Origin of the sequence: Mesorhizobium hawassense (genome assembly GCF_003289945.1) — a bacterium.
Taxonomy (GTDB): Bacteria; Pseudomonadota; Alphaproteobacteria; order Rhizobiales; family Rhizobiaceae; genus Mesorhizobium; species Mesorhizobium hawassense.
In genome coordinates this window covers 17,082-31,277 of record NZ_QMBP01000024.1, presented here as the reverse complement: position 1 = coordinate 31,277, position 14,196 = coordinate 17,082, and the positions used below count along the sequence as shown (strand labels likewise).

The following is a 14,196-nucleotide window of genomic DNA, read 5'->3' as shown; positions in this document are numbered from 1 at the left end:
CAGCCGTTCCGCCCTCGCCATCAACATATTAGAAAATACTAATTGACAGCCCGAAAAAAGCAGCGCTCATTCGAGGCGTACGGATCGCAGCCAAGGCGGGCGATTTCGACCCGCCGACGTCACCTCGGGAGGGTCTCAAATGCCAACGATCATCGGCTATCACGATATCAGCAAAGATGTGAACCACTGGCTCACATCGCCCAAGCGCAAGGAACTGTTCGGCCCGCTCGGGATCACCAATATCCGCACCTTCGTCGACCCGCAGAACCCAAAACGCGTGGCGGTGATGATGGACGTTCCGGACATGGACAAACTCCAGGCGGTGATGCAGAGCCAGGCGGCCGCCGACGCCATGGCCCATGACGGCGTGGTACCGGAGTCGCTGGTGATCGTGGTGGAATCGAAGGGGTAGGCGAGCGCCTTCTCCCTCGTCAGGACAGAGGTGCGTACAGGAAGCTGAGCTATCGCTTCGTCATTTTAGGGTCTGCGGGCGTCGCTTGGCACCTTGCTCCGCCCTAGAATGTCGAAGCGATCGGTTGGCGGCGGAAGCAGAGCCTTTTTTCGGCACGCGCCGAGACAGTGCCGTCCAACCCGCGCCGCCGTTGCAAGAAGCTGACGCGCGAACCCTTCAAGATCGACGATGGGCATACCCACCTGCCGGTGCTCGCGCTGCCGGTCGAGGTACCGCGCCAGTGCTATCTCATGCCGCAACGGCGCGCCGATGTCCTGCCCGCTGGGTCGATCGTCGCCATGCCAGAGTGGCCATTCGCTTGGGCGTTGCACGGCATCCTCCTGAGATCGGTGTCCAGTGCGGACAATCTGCTGGAGGCCCGTGAGAGAGGCGCAGGTACAGGCGTGATCAAATCGTGAAAAACGCAGACCGCAGGAGATCGCGGTTGAATTAGTGACAGCCAAGCGAAAGAATTGTCTCGAACATTATCGGGGTGTCTTCCGATGACGGCGCCGCATCTTCACCTGCTGGGTGGTTTCGACTTTACCGGTATCGGAGCAACGGCTCCCGCCTTCAGCCGCAAGGCGCGTGGGATGGTGGCTTATCTTGCGCTACAGGCCGGCCAGGCGCAGTCGCGCGAGAAGCTGGCGGCGCTGCTCTGGAGCCTCAATGGCGAGGCCCAGGCGCGGATGAGCCTGAGGCAGGCTGTGTCGTCGGTCCGAAAGGCCATGAGCGTCTCTGGCGGCGGCCGCTTCCTCACCGAGGGCGCGAACATTGCGCTGCATCTTGACGATTTCGATTTCGACGTGGCGCGCTTCGAGGCGCTGGCGGCGAGCCCCACGCCAGAAGATCTCGAACAGGCCGTTGCCGTCTATCGCGGCGACCTGCTCGACGGGCTCGGCCTGCGGGAAGAGCCGTTCGAGGAATGGCTGCGGGTCGAGCGCGAACGCCTGCGGGTGATCGCCGTCGCGGCGCTGGACAGGCTGATCAGCCACTACACGGCTGCCGGTGATCCCGCCGCCTGCATACGGGCCGCCATGCGCCTGCTGGCGATGGAGCCGCTGCGCGAGGATGCACATCGTGCCCTGATGCGTGGCTACGCGGCGCAAGGGCGCATCAACCTGGCGCTGAAGCAATATGAGCTCTGCCGCGACGCGCTGCAGCGCGAGCTGCGGCTGATGCCGGAAGCCGAAACCCGGAACCTGCACGAAGAGCTCCGCGCCCGCCGCGCTTCTTCGCCTGCCCGGCCCGCGGCTTCGAGCGCCGAACCCGAATCCGCGCGACCGCCGACCCACTATGTCAAATCGTCGGGCGTCAACATCGCCTACCAGGTGACAGGCGATGGGCCGGTCGATCTCGTCTATGTGCCGGGCTGGGTCTCCAATCTCGACCTTGCCTGGGCATCGCCGCGCTTTTCGCATGTGCTGAAGCGGCTCGGCTCCTTCTCGCGGCTGATCCGCATCGACAAGCGCGGCACCGGTCTCTCAGATCGGGATGTCGGCCTGCCGACGCTGGAAGCGCGTATGGAAGACGTGCGCGCCGTGCTGGACGCGGTCGGATCCAAACGCACCGTGCTGTTCGGCAGCTCGGAGGGTGGACCGATGTGCATGCTGTTTGCCGCTACCTATCCCGAACGCACGTCAGCGCTGGTGCTCACCGGCGCCTATGCCAGGGGCACATGGTCGAAGGACTATCCCTGGGCGCGAACGGTCGATGAGGTGCAGCAGGATATCGACACCGTCGAGCGGGAGTGGGGCAAGCCGGCCGACATGAGCAGAGCCGCCCCCAGCCTGATCGAAAACATGGCCGAACGCGAGTGGTTCGCCGCCTATCTCAGGAACTCGGCCTCGCCGGCGGATGCGATCGCGCTCTGGCGCTGGGGCACCGAGATCGACGTGCGCGACATACTGCCGGCGATCCATGTCCCGACGCTGGTGCTGCAGAGGACCGGCGACCGCTGGGTGAAGCCGGAGGAAGGACGTTATCTGGCGACGCATATCGAAGGCGCCAGATATGTCGAGCTTGCCGGCAGGGACCACGTGATCTGGGGCGAGGACTGCGACGGCCTGGTCGACGAGATCAGGGATTTCGTGACCGGCGCGCTACCGGCGGCGCCCGGCGAGCGGGTGCTCGTATGGGTGCTGGCGCTCGCCATCGACGGCGCGGCCGAGGGCGCGAAAGCCTCCGAGCAGTCGGCTATCGTTCGCGACGAATTGCTGCTCGGCGGCGGCACCGAGATCAGGCGGTCGCGCGGCAGGCTGCTTGCAGCGTTCCAGCGGCCGACGCGCTCGATCGAATGCGCGATGGCGATCGCCGACCGCCTGAAGCCATGCGGCGCCGAGGTTCGCGCGGCAATTCACATCGGCGAGTGCGAGGCGCGCGGCGATGACTTTTCCGGCATTGCCATCGAAGTCACGTCGCGGCTGTTGGACCATGCCCGGCCGGGCCAGATCATCGCATCGCGAACGACGCGCGACCTGGTCGTCGGCTCCGGCCTGACCTTCGAGGAACAGGGCGAGATGAAAGCCAGCGGCCTGCCTGGCGCGCTCCCGTACTTCGCCGTCACCGGAGCTCCGCTGGGCGCTGACCTTCGTTAGAACAGGAACGCCGCCGTCGCCGGATCCGGCCCGGTGCGGCCGTCGCGCACATCCATCCCACGGATGGTCTGCATGTCGCCCGCATCCAGCTCGAAACCGAACACGTCGAAATTGCCGGCGATGCGGTCCTGGTTGACCGATTTTGGGATGACGACCAGCCCCTCCTGCAAATGCCAGCGGATGATCACCTGCGCCACCGACCTGCCGTGCTTCTTCGCCAGCTTCTCCAGCGTCGGATCGGCCAGCAGCCGGCCGCTGCCCAGTGGGCTCCAGCTCTCGATATGGATGTCATGCTTGGCATGGAACTCGCGCTTGTCACGCTGCTGGAAGCGCGGGTGGAGTTCGATCTGATTGACGACGGGCGTCACGCCGGTCTCGCCGATGATGCGTTCCAGATGGTCCTGGTTGAAGTTCGAGACGCCGACCGATTTTATCCGGCCGGCCTTCTGCAGCTCGACCAGCGTCTTCCAGGCTTCGACATATTTGTCTTGGGAAGGCACCGGCCAGTGGATGAGGAAGAGGTCGATCTGGTCGACGCCGAGCTTTTGCATCGTGTCGTCGAAGGCGCGCAGCGCCGCGTCGCGCTGATGCGCGCCGTTGCGCAGCTTGGAGGTGATGAACAGCTCGCTGCGCGGCACGCCGGCGGCGCGGATCGCCTCGCCGACGCCTTCCTCATTGCGGTAGCCTTCGGCGGTGTCGATGAGGCGATAGCCGGCCCCGATGCCCCAGCGCACCACCTTGGCGGTGATATCCGGATCGACCTGCCACACGCCGAGCCCGATCTGCGGGATGGTCGAGCCGTCGTTGAGTTTGAGCTGTTCGGGCATGGGCGGTTCCTTTTGGGAGGGAGGATGGTGCGGTCTATGTAGGCCGTGGGTTGTGGAATGCCAGTGGAAATGCCAGTGGAGAAGATGGAGCGGCGCCGAAGCTGCTGATCTCCCCCCTCGTGGGGGAGATGGCCGGCAGGCCTGAGGGGGGCGTGAAGGAATGCCAGCCTATCCTTCGCCATTCTAGGGTCTGCGCGCGCCGCTTCGCTCCTTGCTCCGCCCTAGAATGGCGAAGGACAGGCTGGCGGGACAGCGCCCCTCTGCCCTGCCGGACACCTCTTCAACACGGAGGAGATTGGCAGCCTCGAGACCTCAGCTCTTGGTCTTGAGATAAGTCTGAAGGCGGGACAGCCGGCGCTGCATCTCGGGTGTGTCGAACAGGAATTCGCCACCGCCCGGCCTATATGAGGCCAGATCCACAACGACATCCTGGACAGTTTCATCCTCTGGATAGGCCGCATCCAGAAGCACTTCCAGACTGTTGGCGGTTGCCAGGCTGGTACCTTCTCCGCTCAAGAATCTGGTCAGCGCGAAGGCAAGGTCATCCATGTACCGAGCTACCCCCTCGCCCCGAACCGCAACCCATCCATCAAGAGCTTCACCAACCTTCCCGACCGCTCACGCCAATCCGGCGTGTTCGGCGCAGAGTAGATCCCGCCGAGCGCGTGCATGACGTCGGAGGCGTCGATATCGGCGCGGATTTTGCCGGAAGCGGAGGCCGCATCGATCAGGCCCCGCATGGCGCCAGAGACGCGGCCGGAGGTGTCGGAGAACAGCGTCGAATTGGTGGTCAGCAGCAGGCGCAGGCTGGTGGCGAGGCCGCGCTTGGTGGCGATGTAGTCGACGAAGCGCTGCATCCAGAGTTCCAGTGCGACATCGGCCGGGTGTTCGCGCGCCAGTTCCTCGGCGGCGTGGCAGAGGCCTTCGACCTCGCGCCGGTAGACCACCTCGACCAGGTGCTCGCGCGTCGGAAAGTGGCGATAGAGCGTGCCGATGCCGACCCCTGCCCGCTTGGCGATGTCCTCCAGCGAGGCGTCGACGCCGTCGGCCGCGAAAGCCTGCGCCGCCACCTCGACCAGTTTTTCGCGGTTGCGCTGCGCGTCGGCGCGCAATGCCTTTGGCGCCGGCGCGTCGCGCGTCGCTTCAGCGGTCATTTCCTGGTCGGGCACTTTTTTCTCCACCAAGGCAATATGGGGGGTTGAACCATGACTGGCCAGACCCCAGTTAAATAAACGGAGGCACCTCCGCTTTAGTGGAGTGCTTTTATCATATAACCAGGGGAAGCGGTATGTCACGCAGAGAAGGACTGGAAACGCACCCTGGCCGCTGGAGTGGGGCGCCGGAACTGCTGATCTCCCCCCTCGTGGGGGAGATGGCCGGCAGGCCAGAGGGGGGCGCTGTCCCGCCAGCGTATCAAAGCTTGGGTTCCTCGCCCCCGCTGAAGGCGGGGAGTGGCCGCGAAGCGGACGGAAAGGGGGACTTCGTAGGGGCGCAGCCCTCTCCGTCTCGGCTTCGCCGAGCCACCTCTCCCCCATTTCATGGGGGCGAGGAACCTGGTCGTTCAAACGCCTCATTCCTTCGCGCCCCCCTCTGCCCTGCCGGGCATCTCCCCCACAAGGGGGGAGATTAGCAGCTTCCACGCCTTGCCCGCGTCCAGCAATCGGAGCCCGACGCCCCATGAATGACCAAGTCACCATCAGTCCCACCACGCTTTCCATCCTTCTCAGCATCAACGGCCGCGACCATGCGCTCGACGTCGAGCCGCGCGTCACCCTGCTCGACGCATTGCGCGAGCGGGTCCACCTCACCGGCACCAAGAAAGGCTGCGACCAGGGCCAGTGCGGCGCCTGCACCGTGCATGTCGACGGCGAGCGCGTGCTCGCCTGCCTGACTTTAGCCGCCCAGGTCGAAGGCCGCTCGATCACCACGATCGAGGGGTTGGCCGGCGAGGACGGCACGCTCAACGCCGTGCAGGCCGCCTTCCTCGAGCAGGACGCCTTCCAGTGCGGCTATTGCACACCGGGGCAGATCATGTCGGCGGTGGCCTGCATCCGCGAAGGGCATGCCGGTTCCGACGACGAAATCCGCGAATACATGGCCGGCAATCTCTGCCGCTGCGGCGCCTATCCCAACATCGTCGCCGCCGTCCGCCAGGCCGCACAGGAGCTGCGCTCATGAGAGATTTCGCTTACGTCCGCGCCGATAGCGTGGAAGCCGCGCACAATGCCGCCGCCCTTCCCGGCGCCATGCTGCTCGCCGGCGGTACGACATTGGTCGACCTCGCCAAATGCGGCGTCGCCGAACCGTCGACCGTCATCGACATCAGCCATATCGAAGGGCTCAGCGCCATCGACGTGACCGCCGACTACGCCTTGATCGGCGCGCTGGCGAAGATGAGCCATGTCGCCGACGACCGCCAAGTGAAGAGCCTCTTCCCGGCAGTGTCGGAGGCGCTCTGGCAGGCGGCCTCGGCGCAGTTGCGCAACATGGCGACCATCGGCGGCAACCTGATGCAGCGCACGCGCTGTCCTTACTTCCGCGACCCCACCAACTTCCCGGCCTGCAACAAGCGCGCGCCGGGCAGCGGCTGCTCGGCGATCGGCGGCGTGACGCGCGGCCATGCCGTTCTCGGCACGAGCGAAGCCTGCATCGCCACCTATCCGGGCGACCTGGCGGTGGCGCTCGTCGCCTTCGACGCCGAGGTCGATCTCGGCGAGCGCAAGCTCAAGGTCGAGGACTTCTTCCTCTCGCCCGGCGCGACCGCCGAGCGGGAGCACGACATCCGCCCCGGCGAGGTGATCAGGGCGATCGAGATCCCCGGCTCGGCGGCCGCGCGGCGCTCGACCTACATCAAGGTGCGCGACCGCCAATCCTATGAATTCGCGGCGGCCAGCGCCGCCGTCGGACTGGAGCTCGAAGGCGACGGCCGCACCGTGCGCGACATCCGGGTGGCACTTGGCGGCGTCGCGACCAAGCCGTGGCGGGCGCGCGCCGTCGAGGACGCGCTGAAGGGCAAGCCGCTTTCCGAAGACACGGTCCGCAAGGCGAGCGAGCTCGCCATGGCGGGCGCCGTCGACCATGGCGCCAACCACTACAAGATTTCGCTGGCGCCGCGCGTTATCGCGCGCGCCATCCTCAAATTGGGAGAGACGGCATGACCGTTCATGACTTGAAACACGCCGCGTCCGACAGCGCGCGGCTCGAAGCGGTCGGCGGCCGGCTGTCGCGCGTCGACGGCCCGGCTAAGATCACGGGTGCGGCGAAGTATGCGTTCGAGCAGCAGCTCGATGGGCTGACGCATGCGGTGCTGGTCGGCGCGACGATCGCCGCCGGCAAGGTCACCGCCATCGACACCCGCGCCGCCGAAACCGCGCCCGGCGTGCTTGCCGTGCTGACGCCCGACACCATCATGGAGCTGAGGGGCGCGTCGGACTGGTTCGGCAACCCGCCGGCGCTGTCGACCTACTGTCCCCTCGCCCGCGAGGTCACCTTTTCCGGCCAGCATGTCGCGGCCGTGGTGGCCGAAACCTTCGAGCAGGCGGTGGCGGCGACCGCGCTCGTCAAGGTCTGGTATGACGAGACGCCGGCCATCGTCGACCTCAGCGACGGCAAGGCCGGCGACGGCATCGCGATCGACGCCATGACCAAGGAATGGGGCGACGCGCAAGCTGCTTTCGCCGAAGCGCCGGTGCGCATCTGCGCGGCCTACAACACGCCGCGCGAATTCCAGGCGGCGATGGAGCCGCATGGGCTGATCGCGCGCTGGGAGGGCGACGAGCTGACCATCTGGGAGCCGAGCCAATGGCTCGACGGCATGGCGCGCACCTACGCCGAGTGGTTCGGCGTGCCGTTCGAGAATGTGCGGCTGGTGTCGCCCTATATCGGCGGCGGTTTCGGGTCGAAGGCGCTGGCGCTCGCGCACAGCGCGGTGGCCGCGGCAGCAGCGAAAATGCTCGGACGTCCGGTGAAGCTGGTGCTCAACCGGCCGCAGAATTTCACGTCTTACGGCGGCCGCGCCGCGACGCGGCAGACGGTGGCGATCGGCGCCGACAAAACGGGCCGCATCCAGTCGATCGTCCATCGCGGCGTCAACGAGACGGCGGTCGACGGCATGTGGGTCGAGCCGCTCGGTTCGGTCACCTCGATCATGTACGCGACGCCGAACTTCTCCTCGAAGCAGAATGTGGTGCGGGTGAACACCGTGGTGCCGGGCGCCAAGCGCGCGCCGGGCGAGAACCCGAGCGCCTTCGGCATCGAATGCGCCATCGACGAGCTGGCGCATGAGCTCGGCATCGATCCGCTTGAGATGCGGCTGATCAACTATGCCGAACAGGACCCGCATGCGAAGAAAGCGTGGTCGACGCGCCAGCTGCGCGAAGCCTTTGCCGCAGGGGCGGAAGCCTTCGGCTGGGCCAAGCGCTCACCCCAGCCACGCTCGATGCGTGACGGCCGCCAACTCATCGGCTGGGGCGTTGCGGCCGGCACCTATCCGGTGCGGCGCGCGCATGGCGAGGCGGTGGTGAAGATCATGGCCGACGGCTCGGTCGTGGTCGAAAGCTCCTCTATCGACATGGGCCAGGGCACCTACACGATCCTGGCGCAGACCGCCGCCGAGACGCTCGGCGTGCCGGTGGAGCAGGTTTCGGTAAAGCTCGGCGACTCGCACTTTGCCCGCGCCGGCGTCACCGGCGGCTCGCGGCTTGCCGGCGTCATGACCGGCGCCGTCTACAAGGCGGCCGGCCAGGCGCTGGACGAGCTGATCGGACTGGCGCTCTCCGACCCGCGCTCGCCCTTCCAGGCGCTGCAGGCGAACACGCTGTCGGTAAAGGACGGCCGCATCGCCTCGCCGCGCGGCGAAGGTCCGGAGCTGTCGATCGCCGAGTTCATGGCCGCTGTCGGCCGCGACCAAATCGAGGCCAAGGGCGACACCATGCCGGCGAACTCGACGCCGGAGCAGCGCTACAAGAACTACACCACCATCGCCATGGCGCTGCCGCATACCGAGGGCGACTGGTCGCGCTATTCCTGGTGCGCGCATTTCGTCGAGGTCAAGGTCGACGAGGATTTCGGCACGGTGCGCGTATCGCGCGTGGTCTCGGCGCTGGATTCCGGCCGGCTCTATAACCCCAAGCTTGCCGAAAGCCAGTGGAAGGGCGGCATCATCATGGGCATCGGCCAGGCGCTGCTCGAGGAAGGCATCGTCGACCGCCGCCACGGCCGCATCGTCAACGGCAATTTCGCCGACTATATGCTGCCGACCAATGCCGACATTCCCGACATCCAGACGATCTCGGTCGGCATCCCCGACCCGCACTCCTCGGCGCTCGGCGGCAAGGGCGTGGGGGAACTGGCGATCGTCGGCATCGCTCCGGCGATCGCGAACGCGGTGTTCCACGCGACCGGGAAGCGGGTAAGGGATCTGCCGATCACGCTGGAGAAGTTGATTTGAGGCAGAAGCTGCTGATCTCCCCCCTCGTGGGGGAGATGGCCGGCAGGCCAGAGGGGGGGCGCCTCGCGCCAGCGTCTCAGTCCGTCCCACCCCTGCAAAATGCCCTACCCCACCGTTTCGTACCGCTTGCCAGCCGCGAGTGCCCGGCGACGGAACCCGACCTGCGTCGCCCGCGTTGCCACGGAGCACTCCACGACATGGAGATGGAAAATGGCAAGCGATGCCGACCGCGATCCGCGGCATCATACCCAGAAAATGCAGAAAGCCTTCCAGCAGATTCAAGACCACCTGCGGGAAGACATTACAAAGGTCGACGAGCCCCAGCTGAAGGCGATGTTCGAAACGTCGGCGGAGGTTCTGGGCGGCTTGATCAAGGCATTCCGGGATTATGAGCGGAAGAACGAGGCAGCCTGGCGGTAATCCTGCTAGAGTGCTTCACCGTTAGAGGGCGAGACGATGTCGGCAATTGTAAATGTTCGATACATGGTCAACGACGTCGATGATGCCGTGGCCTGGTACACGAAACACCTCGGCTTCAAGCAGCTTTCGAACCGTGCACCAGCCTTCGCGGACGTCACGCGGGGAGCACTTCGGCTGCTGCTGAGCGGTCCGACCAGTTCGGCGGGCAGGCCGATGCCCGACGGCGAGCGGCCAGGCCCGGGAGGCTGGAACCGCATCCACCTGATCGTCGAGGATCTCGCGGCGGAGGTCGCGCGGCTCAAGGCGGCGGGCCTCAGCTTCCGCAATGAAATCGTGACGGGTCCAGGCGGCTCGCAAATCCTGCTGGTCGATCCTTCCGGCAATCTGGTGGAACTGTTCCAGCCGGCCCAGGCCCGGTGACCGCAGTCCCACGCAGTGGCGGGTAACTGCGTGGGCGAACTGGCGATCGTCGGCATCGCGCCGGCGATTGCCAATGCCATGTTCCACGCGACCGGGAAGCGGGTGCGGGATCTGCGATCACACTTGAAAAGTTGATCTGAGGCAGAAGCTGCTGATCTCCCCCGCAAGGGGGGAGATCAGCCGTCACATCGGCTTTCGCCAATCTCCAACCCATCAAGTACTGTCAGAGCTTCATTTGCCCTGTATGCTTCACCGCATCACGAGGGGGAGAGATCATGAAATCTACGCTGACAACACTCATCCTGGCACTGCTCACCGCCCTCCCCGCCCATGCCGCCTCCTGCTCCTGGTCGGCCAAGATGGAGGAGGACGAGGGCGGCAGCGTGATGACGGCTTCGGTGTGCGGCGGGCCGAAGGGCGATGCGCATCTGATGCTGACCTGTTTCGAGAAGCCGATGCTGAGCTACGACCTCGGCGCCGCGGGCGGGCAGTTGGAGCCCGGCATCAGCGGCTCCTTCACCTTCAAGGCGGGCGACAAGAGCGTTACCCAAAAGCTCGAGCTCGAGGCGATGTATAATTACTTCACCGCCGAGCTCTCCGGCCCCACCGATCCGTTGCTTTCGCTTTTGCGCGGCAAGGGCGACGTGACGGTCTCGGCCGACAAATATGGCCAGGCGAGCTTTCCGCTGAAGGGCTCAGGCGCCGCGATCGGCAAGGTGCTGGCCGAGTGCGGCAAGGGTCAGGGTGGTGAAGCGGATTGATCCCTGGTCGCGGACGCCTGGGCTTCCGCTGCCATTGCACACCGCGCCTTACCGCTTCACGCCTTGCGCGGAAGCGGAATCGGTTGGAAACCAACGTCCGGCTCGGCCAGTCGCGTGGCGTCGCGTCCGGCTGCCTTGGCGGCGTAGAGAGCCTTGTCGGCCTGCAGGATCAGGCTGGTCGGGTTGTGGCGGGCGGTAGGGCTGCTTACGGCGACGCCGACGCTGATGGTGACGACCTTGCGCTCGCTGCGGGCATGCTCGAGCGCCCGCTCGCGCACCGCGGCTCTCAGATTGTCGGCCACGCGCATGGCGCCGGCAGCCGAGGCCTCGGGCAGGATGACGGCGAATTCCTCGCCGCCATAGCGCGCCACGAAATCGCCGGCGCGTGTGCGCTGTCGCAGGCAGTCGGCGATCTGGCGCAGGCACTCGTCTCCGGCAAGGTGCCCGTAATGGTCGTTATAGGCCTTGAAGAAATCGACATCGATCAAAAGCAGCGCGATTTCCCGGTCGGACTGGCTTGCATCCGTAACCACGCCGGCCAGCGCCTGGTCGAACGCGCGGCGATTGCCGAGGCCCAGCAGCGGATCGGTGTTGGCGAGCTGCGCCAGCTGGTTGCTGAGCGTGGTGAGCTCCCCCTCGGTGCTCTTGATCTCGGTGATGTCGGAGACGACCACCAGCGCCAGGCCGGCCTGCGTGGGCCGCGTGCGCAGCATCAGCCAATGGCCGTCGAACAGCTTGATCTGCTGCTCGCCGGGCACATGAAGCGCGCCGACCACATTGTCTATCCATTCCCGCTCGTGGCCCTTGGGGATGCCCACCTGCTCGCCGGTCACGGTCACGGCTTCCAGGATGTCGCGCAGCCTCGTGCCGGGAACGCGCAGGTCGCCGGTCAGCGGAAACAGCTCGCGGTATTGCTGGTTGCAGAAAACCAGAACCCCCTCCGCATCGAACATGGCAAGGCCGTCCGACATCTCCGAGAGCGCATAGGAGAGCTGGTTCTTGGCCTCGAGCAGCGTCTGTTCGAGCTGCTTCTGGGCCGTGATGTCGCGCGTGACGCCGACAAGGCCGATGACGTTGCCATCGGCGTCGCGCAAGGGTGTCTTGGAGGTCGAGAACCAGCGAAGATTGCCCTTCAGGTCGGGGACCTGTTCCTCGAAGTCGGCGATCCCCTCGCCTGATTTCAGCATCCTCTGTTCCAACCCGGAAAGGATGCGGGCGCGAGCGGCGTCGGCTACGTCGAAATCGGTCTTGCCCGTCATCTGCATGGGGTGGGCGTAGCCATTGTGGGCGGCGACGGTCTGGTTCACGGCGACGAACTGGCCGCGCGCGTTCTTGACGTAATAGAAATCCGGCGCCTGGGCGACCGCGGCGCGCAGCAGGTCGCGCTCCTTGGCGACGAGCTGCGTGTGCAGCACGACGAGGCCGGCCACGGCGGTCGCCGCGATATTGAGCGCGATGAGCGGCAGCACGAGGTGGACATCGATATCGGGCGCCGCCGTTTGCGGCAGGACCGACATCGGCACAAGCCCGGACAGGCCTACACAAACCGCAAACACGAGCACTTGCCAGGCGCGCGTTTGGCGGCGCCCGATGAGGCGGTTGGCAAGAACGCCGGCGGCGAACGCAACGGCAATGCCGATCAGGCCGGCAGTCAGGCCGTGACCGCCGATCGCGATGCGGTATCCCAACGGAAAGGCGGCGGCCACCAATGCCCCCGGCGCACCGGCGAACAGGCCGGCCGTCGCGACCAGGGACGTCCTGAGATCCAGGAGGACCCCCGGCTTGACCTCGACTGCCAGCAGCATGGAGGCCAGCGCGCCCCAGCCCATGATGCAGCCGAAAGCGAGCAGCCTGAACTTCTGCGAACGGCCCTCGAGCCAGGGCTGCACGTAGTTCCAGCCGGAGACGAACAGCGCCACCGCAACGAGATTTGCAGTAAGATGCTGCCACATGGCTCCGATACCCGATCTCAATCGGGCCATTAAAAGCACCTGAAAGGTTGTTTCCGGGTTAAAGCCGCCACCCAAGGTGGTTGCACGGTTGCGTCTTGGCGGGTGGCGGGCGAAGCGAAGCCGCGGGCCTGCGAATGGGGCGGGAAAAATACCCCCTTGGCGAACCCCTACTCCCCGCACCATATCAATCCCCGCCGCGTCAATGAGGCGCAAGGGGCGTGCCTATATCCGAAACGAGTTTGAGGCGCGCGCTGCGTTCGACCAGCTCTCGGGCGAGGTCCATGCATCGGCCAAGGGTATGCTGATCGAGGACAGCGGTCTCCTGCGCGACGCGGCCACCAGCCGCGTCAGCGCCGCTTTCGGCGACGGCAGCGCCGCGCCACTGCCCGTCATGGCCTATGGCGAGGGCGGACCGGAGATCGTCGCTGCCGACACCGATCGTTTCGCGGTCTGGGGCCAGGCCTTTGGTTCGTGGGGCAACACCGGCAGCGACGGCAATGCCGCCGCCTTCGACCGCTCGAGCGGCGGCCTCCTGATCGGCGCCGATAGCCTGGTCGGCGACTGGCGTGTCGGTCTCCTCGGCGGCTACAGCCATTCGCCCTTCGACGCCGACGCCCGCAATTCCACCGGGAACAGCGACGACTACCATCTCGGCCTCTATGGCGGCACCAACTGGGGCGCCATCGCTTTCCGCACCGGCGCCGCCTACAGCTGGAGCAGCATTTCGACGAAACGCTCGATTGTCTTCAACGGCTTTGCCAACCAGTTGTCGGCCGACTATGACGCCGGTACCGCGCAAGTCTTTGGCGAACTTGCTTACAAGCCTGCCGATGCCGGGCGCTTCAAGTTCGAGCCCTTCGCCAATCTCGCCTATGTCAGCGTGCATACCGACGGCTTCATTGAACAGGGCGGTGCCGCGGCGCTGACCAGCGCAAGTTCGACCACCGATGCGACCTTCACCACGCTCGGGCTGCGCGGCTCGACCGACGTCGCGCTTGGCGGCATCAACGCCACCGCGCGCGGCACGCTCGGCTGGCGCCATGCCTTCGGTGCGGTCACGCCGACCTCGAGCTTCGCTTTCGCCGGCGGCGATGCCTTCACCATCGCCGGCGTGCCCATCGCCAGGGACAGCGTGGTGATCGAGGCCGGATTCGACCTGCCGCTGTCGGCCAATGCCACGCTCGGCCTGTCCTATGCGGGCCAATTCGGTGCGGATTCCGCCGACAACGGCGCCAAGGCCACCCTCGATGCCAGGTTTTGATAAAGCCAAGTAGTGATCGGCGAACGCCGAGGCGACATCCAATCTCCCCAGGTGGGGA

The 14,196-nt window shown here is 65.9% G+C and carries 14 protein-coding genes; 10 read left to right on the top strand and 4 right to left on the bottom strand.

What is annotated here, in order from left to right:
- Window positions 1–139 precede the first annotated feature (139 nt).
- The 3 genes from DPM33_RS31650 to DPM33_RS31640 all read left to right on the top strand — a co-directional run bounded on the left by DPM33_RS31650 (window position 140) and on the right by DPM33_RS31640 (window position 3,048).
- Entirely contained in the window at window positions 140–412 is a 273-nt protein-coding gene (locus tag DPM33_RS31650) for a hypothetical protein (protein ID WP_112101290.1), read from the top strand.
- Between the two features lie 167 nt (window positions 413–579).
- Window positions 580–870: a hypothetical protein gene (locus DPM33_RS31645; RefSeq protein ID WP_112101289.1), complete on the top strand. Its 291-nt coding sequence runs from the start codon at window positions 580–582 to the stop codon at window positions 868–870.
- Between the two features lie 84 nt (window positions 871–954).
- Window positions 955–3,048, top strand: a complete 2,094-nt coding sequence (locus DPM33_RS31640; protein ID WP_112101288.1) for an alpha/beta fold hydrolase — start codon at window positions 955–957, stop codon at window positions 3,046–3,048.
- Here DPM33_RS31640 and DPM33_RS31635 read toward each other — a convergent pair.
- The 3 genes from DPM33_RS31635 to DPM33_RS31625 form a co-directional block, all read right to left on the bottom strand.
- Complete coding sequence (locus tag DPM33_RS31635) at window positions 3,045–3,875, bottom strand: aldo/keto reductase (RefSeq protein ID WP_112101287.1); 831 nt, start codon at window positions 3,873–3,875, stop codon at window positions 3,045–3,047. The two genes, DPM33_RS31640 and DPM33_RS31635, sit on opposite strands and share 4 nt — an antisense overlap.
- 312 nt (window positions 3,876–4,187) lie before the next feature.
- The gene (locus DPM33_RS31630) at window positions 4,188–4,424 is read right to left on the bottom strand and encodes a hypothetical protein (RefSeq protein ID WP_112101286.1); all 237 of its coding nucleotides are present in this window, start codon (window positions 4,422–4,424) and stop codon (window positions 4,188–4,190) included.
- A gap of 8 nt (window positions 4,425–4,432) precedes the next feature.
- Entirely contained in the window at window positions 4,433–5,029 is a 597-nt protein-coding gene (locus DPM33_RS31625; RefSeq protein WP_112101285.1) for a TetR/AcrR family transcriptional regulator, read from the bottom strand.
- Window positions 5,030–5,552: 523 nt separating this feature from the next.
- Here DPM33_RS31625 and DPM33_RS31620 point away from each other — a divergent pair.
- The 6 genes from DPM33_RS31620 to DPM33_RS31595 all read left to right on the top strand — a co-directional run bounded on the left by DPM33_RS31620 (window position 5,553) and on the right by DPM33_RS31595 (window position 10,925).
- Window positions 5,553–6,053, top strand: coding sequence for a (2Fe-2S)-binding protein (locus DPM33_RS31620; RefSeq protein WP_167449281.1), 501 nt, complete (start codon window positions 5,553–5,555; stop codon window positions 6,051–6,053).
- Window positions 6,050–7,033 carry an FAD binding domain-containing protein gene (locus DPM33_RS31615; RefSeq protein ID WP_112101284.1) on the top strand — a complete coding sequence of 328 codons (984 nt, stop codon included), beginning with the start codon at window positions 6,050–6,052 and terminating at the stop codon, window positions 7,031–7,033. The genes DPM33_RS31620 and DPM33_RS31615 overlap by 4 nt, the downstream gene beginning before the upstream one ends.
- Complete coding sequence (locus tag DPM33_RS31610) at window positions 7,030–9,324, top strand: xanthine dehydrogenase family protein molybdopterin-binding subunit (RefSeq protein WP_112101283.1); 2,295 nt, start codon at window positions 7,030–7,032, stop codon at window positions 9,322–9,324. The genes DPM33_RS31615 and DPM33_RS31610 overlap by 4 nt, the downstream gene beginning before the upstream one ends.
- 210 nt (window positions 9,325–9,534) lie before the next feature.
- On the top strand, window positions 9,535–9,744 hold the full coding sequence (locus DPM33_RS31605; protein WP_112101282.1) for a hypothetical protein: 210 nt from the start codon (window positions 9,535–9,537) through the stop codon (window positions 9,742–9,744).
- A 36-nt stretch (window positions 9,745–9,780) separates the two neighbouring features.
- Complete coding sequence (locus DPM33_RS31600; RefSeq protein ID WP_112101281.1) at window positions 9,781–10,164, top strand: VOC family protein; 384 nt, start codon at window positions 9,781–9,783, stop codon at window positions 10,162–10,164.
- A gap of 275 nt (window positions 10,165–10,439) precedes the next feature.
- On the top strand, window positions 10,440–10,925 hold the full coding sequence (locus tag DPM33_RS31595) for a hypothetical protein (protein WP_245442560.1): 486 nt from the start codon (window positions 10,440–10,442) through the stop codon (window positions 10,923–10,925).
- 56 nt (window positions 10,926–10,981) lie between these two features.
- On the opposite strand, the gene DPM33_RS31590 is transcribed toward DPM33_RS31595, so the two are convergent.
- The gene (locus tag DPM33_RS31590) at window positions 10,982–12,907 is read right to left on the bottom strand and encodes a diguanylate cyclase (RefSeq protein ID WP_167449280.1); all 1,926 of its coding nucleotides are present in this window, start codon (window positions 12,905–12,907) and stop codon (window positions 10,982–10,984) included.
- A gap of 46 nt (window positions 12,908–12,953) precedes the next feature.
- On the opposite strand from DPM33_RS31590, the gene DPM33_RS31585 reads away from it, so the two are divergent.
- Window positions 12,954–14,138 carry an autotransporter outer membrane beta-barrel domain-containing protein gene (locus DPM33_RS31585; RefSeq protein WP_281004840.1) on the top strand — a complete coding sequence of 395 codons (1,185 nt, stop codon included), beginning with the start codon at window positions 12,954–12,956 and terminating at the stop codon, window positions 14,136–14,138.
- Window positions 14,139–14,196: the final 58 nt, after the last annotated feature.

Excerpts from the sequence above, each read along its gene's own strand:
- DPM33_RS31650 (WP_112101290.1), top strand. The coding sequence starts at position 140 with ATGCCAACGATCATCGGCTATCACGATATCAGCAAAGATGTGAACCAC.
- DPM33_RS31640 (WP_112101288.1), top strand. The coding sequence starts at position 955 with ATGACGGCGCCGCATCTTCACCTGCTGGGTGGTTTCGACTTTACCGGT.
- DPM33_RS31635 (WP_112101287.1), bottom strand. The coding sequence starts at position 3,875 with ATGCCCGAACAGCTCAAACTCAACGACGGCTCGACCATCCCGCAGATC.
- DPM33_RS31630 (WP_112101286.1), bottom strand. The coding sequence starts at position 4,424 with ATGGATGACCTTGCCTTCGCGCTGACCAGATTCTTGAGCGGAGAAGGT.
- DPM33_RS31625 (WP_112101285.1), bottom strand. The coding sequence starts at position 5,029 with ATGACCGCTGAAGCGACGCGCGACGCGCCGGCGCCAAAGGCATTGCGC.
- DPM33_RS31620 (WP_167449281.1), top strand. The coding sequence starts at position 5,553 with ATGAATGACCAAGTCACCATCAGTCCCACCACGCTTTCCATCCTTCTC.
- DPM33_RS31615 (WP_112101284.1), top strand. The coding sequence starts at position 6,050 with ATGAGAGATTTCGCTTACGTCCGCGCCGATAGCGTGGAAGCCGCGCAC.
- DPM33_RS31610 (WP_112101283.1), top strand. The coding sequence starts at position 7,030 with ATGACCGTTCATGACTTGAAACACGCCGCGTCCGACAGCGCGCGGCTC.
- DPM33_RS31605 (WP_112101282.1), top strand. The coding sequence starts at position 9,535 with ATGGCAAGCGATGCCGACCGCGATCCGCGGCATCATACCCAGAAAATG.
- DPM33_RS31600 (WP_112101281.1), top strand. The coding sequence starts at position 9,781 with ATGTCGGCAATTGTAAATGTTCGATACATGGTCAACGACGTCGATGAT.
- DPM33_RS31595 (WP_245442560.1), top strand. The coding sequence starts at position 10,440 with ATGAAATCTACGCTGACAACACTCATCCTGGCACTGCTCACCGCCCTC.
- DPM33_RS31590 (WP_167449280.1), bottom strand. The coding sequence starts at position 12,907 with ATGGCCCGATTGAGATCGGGTATCGGAGCCATGTGGCAGCATCTTACT.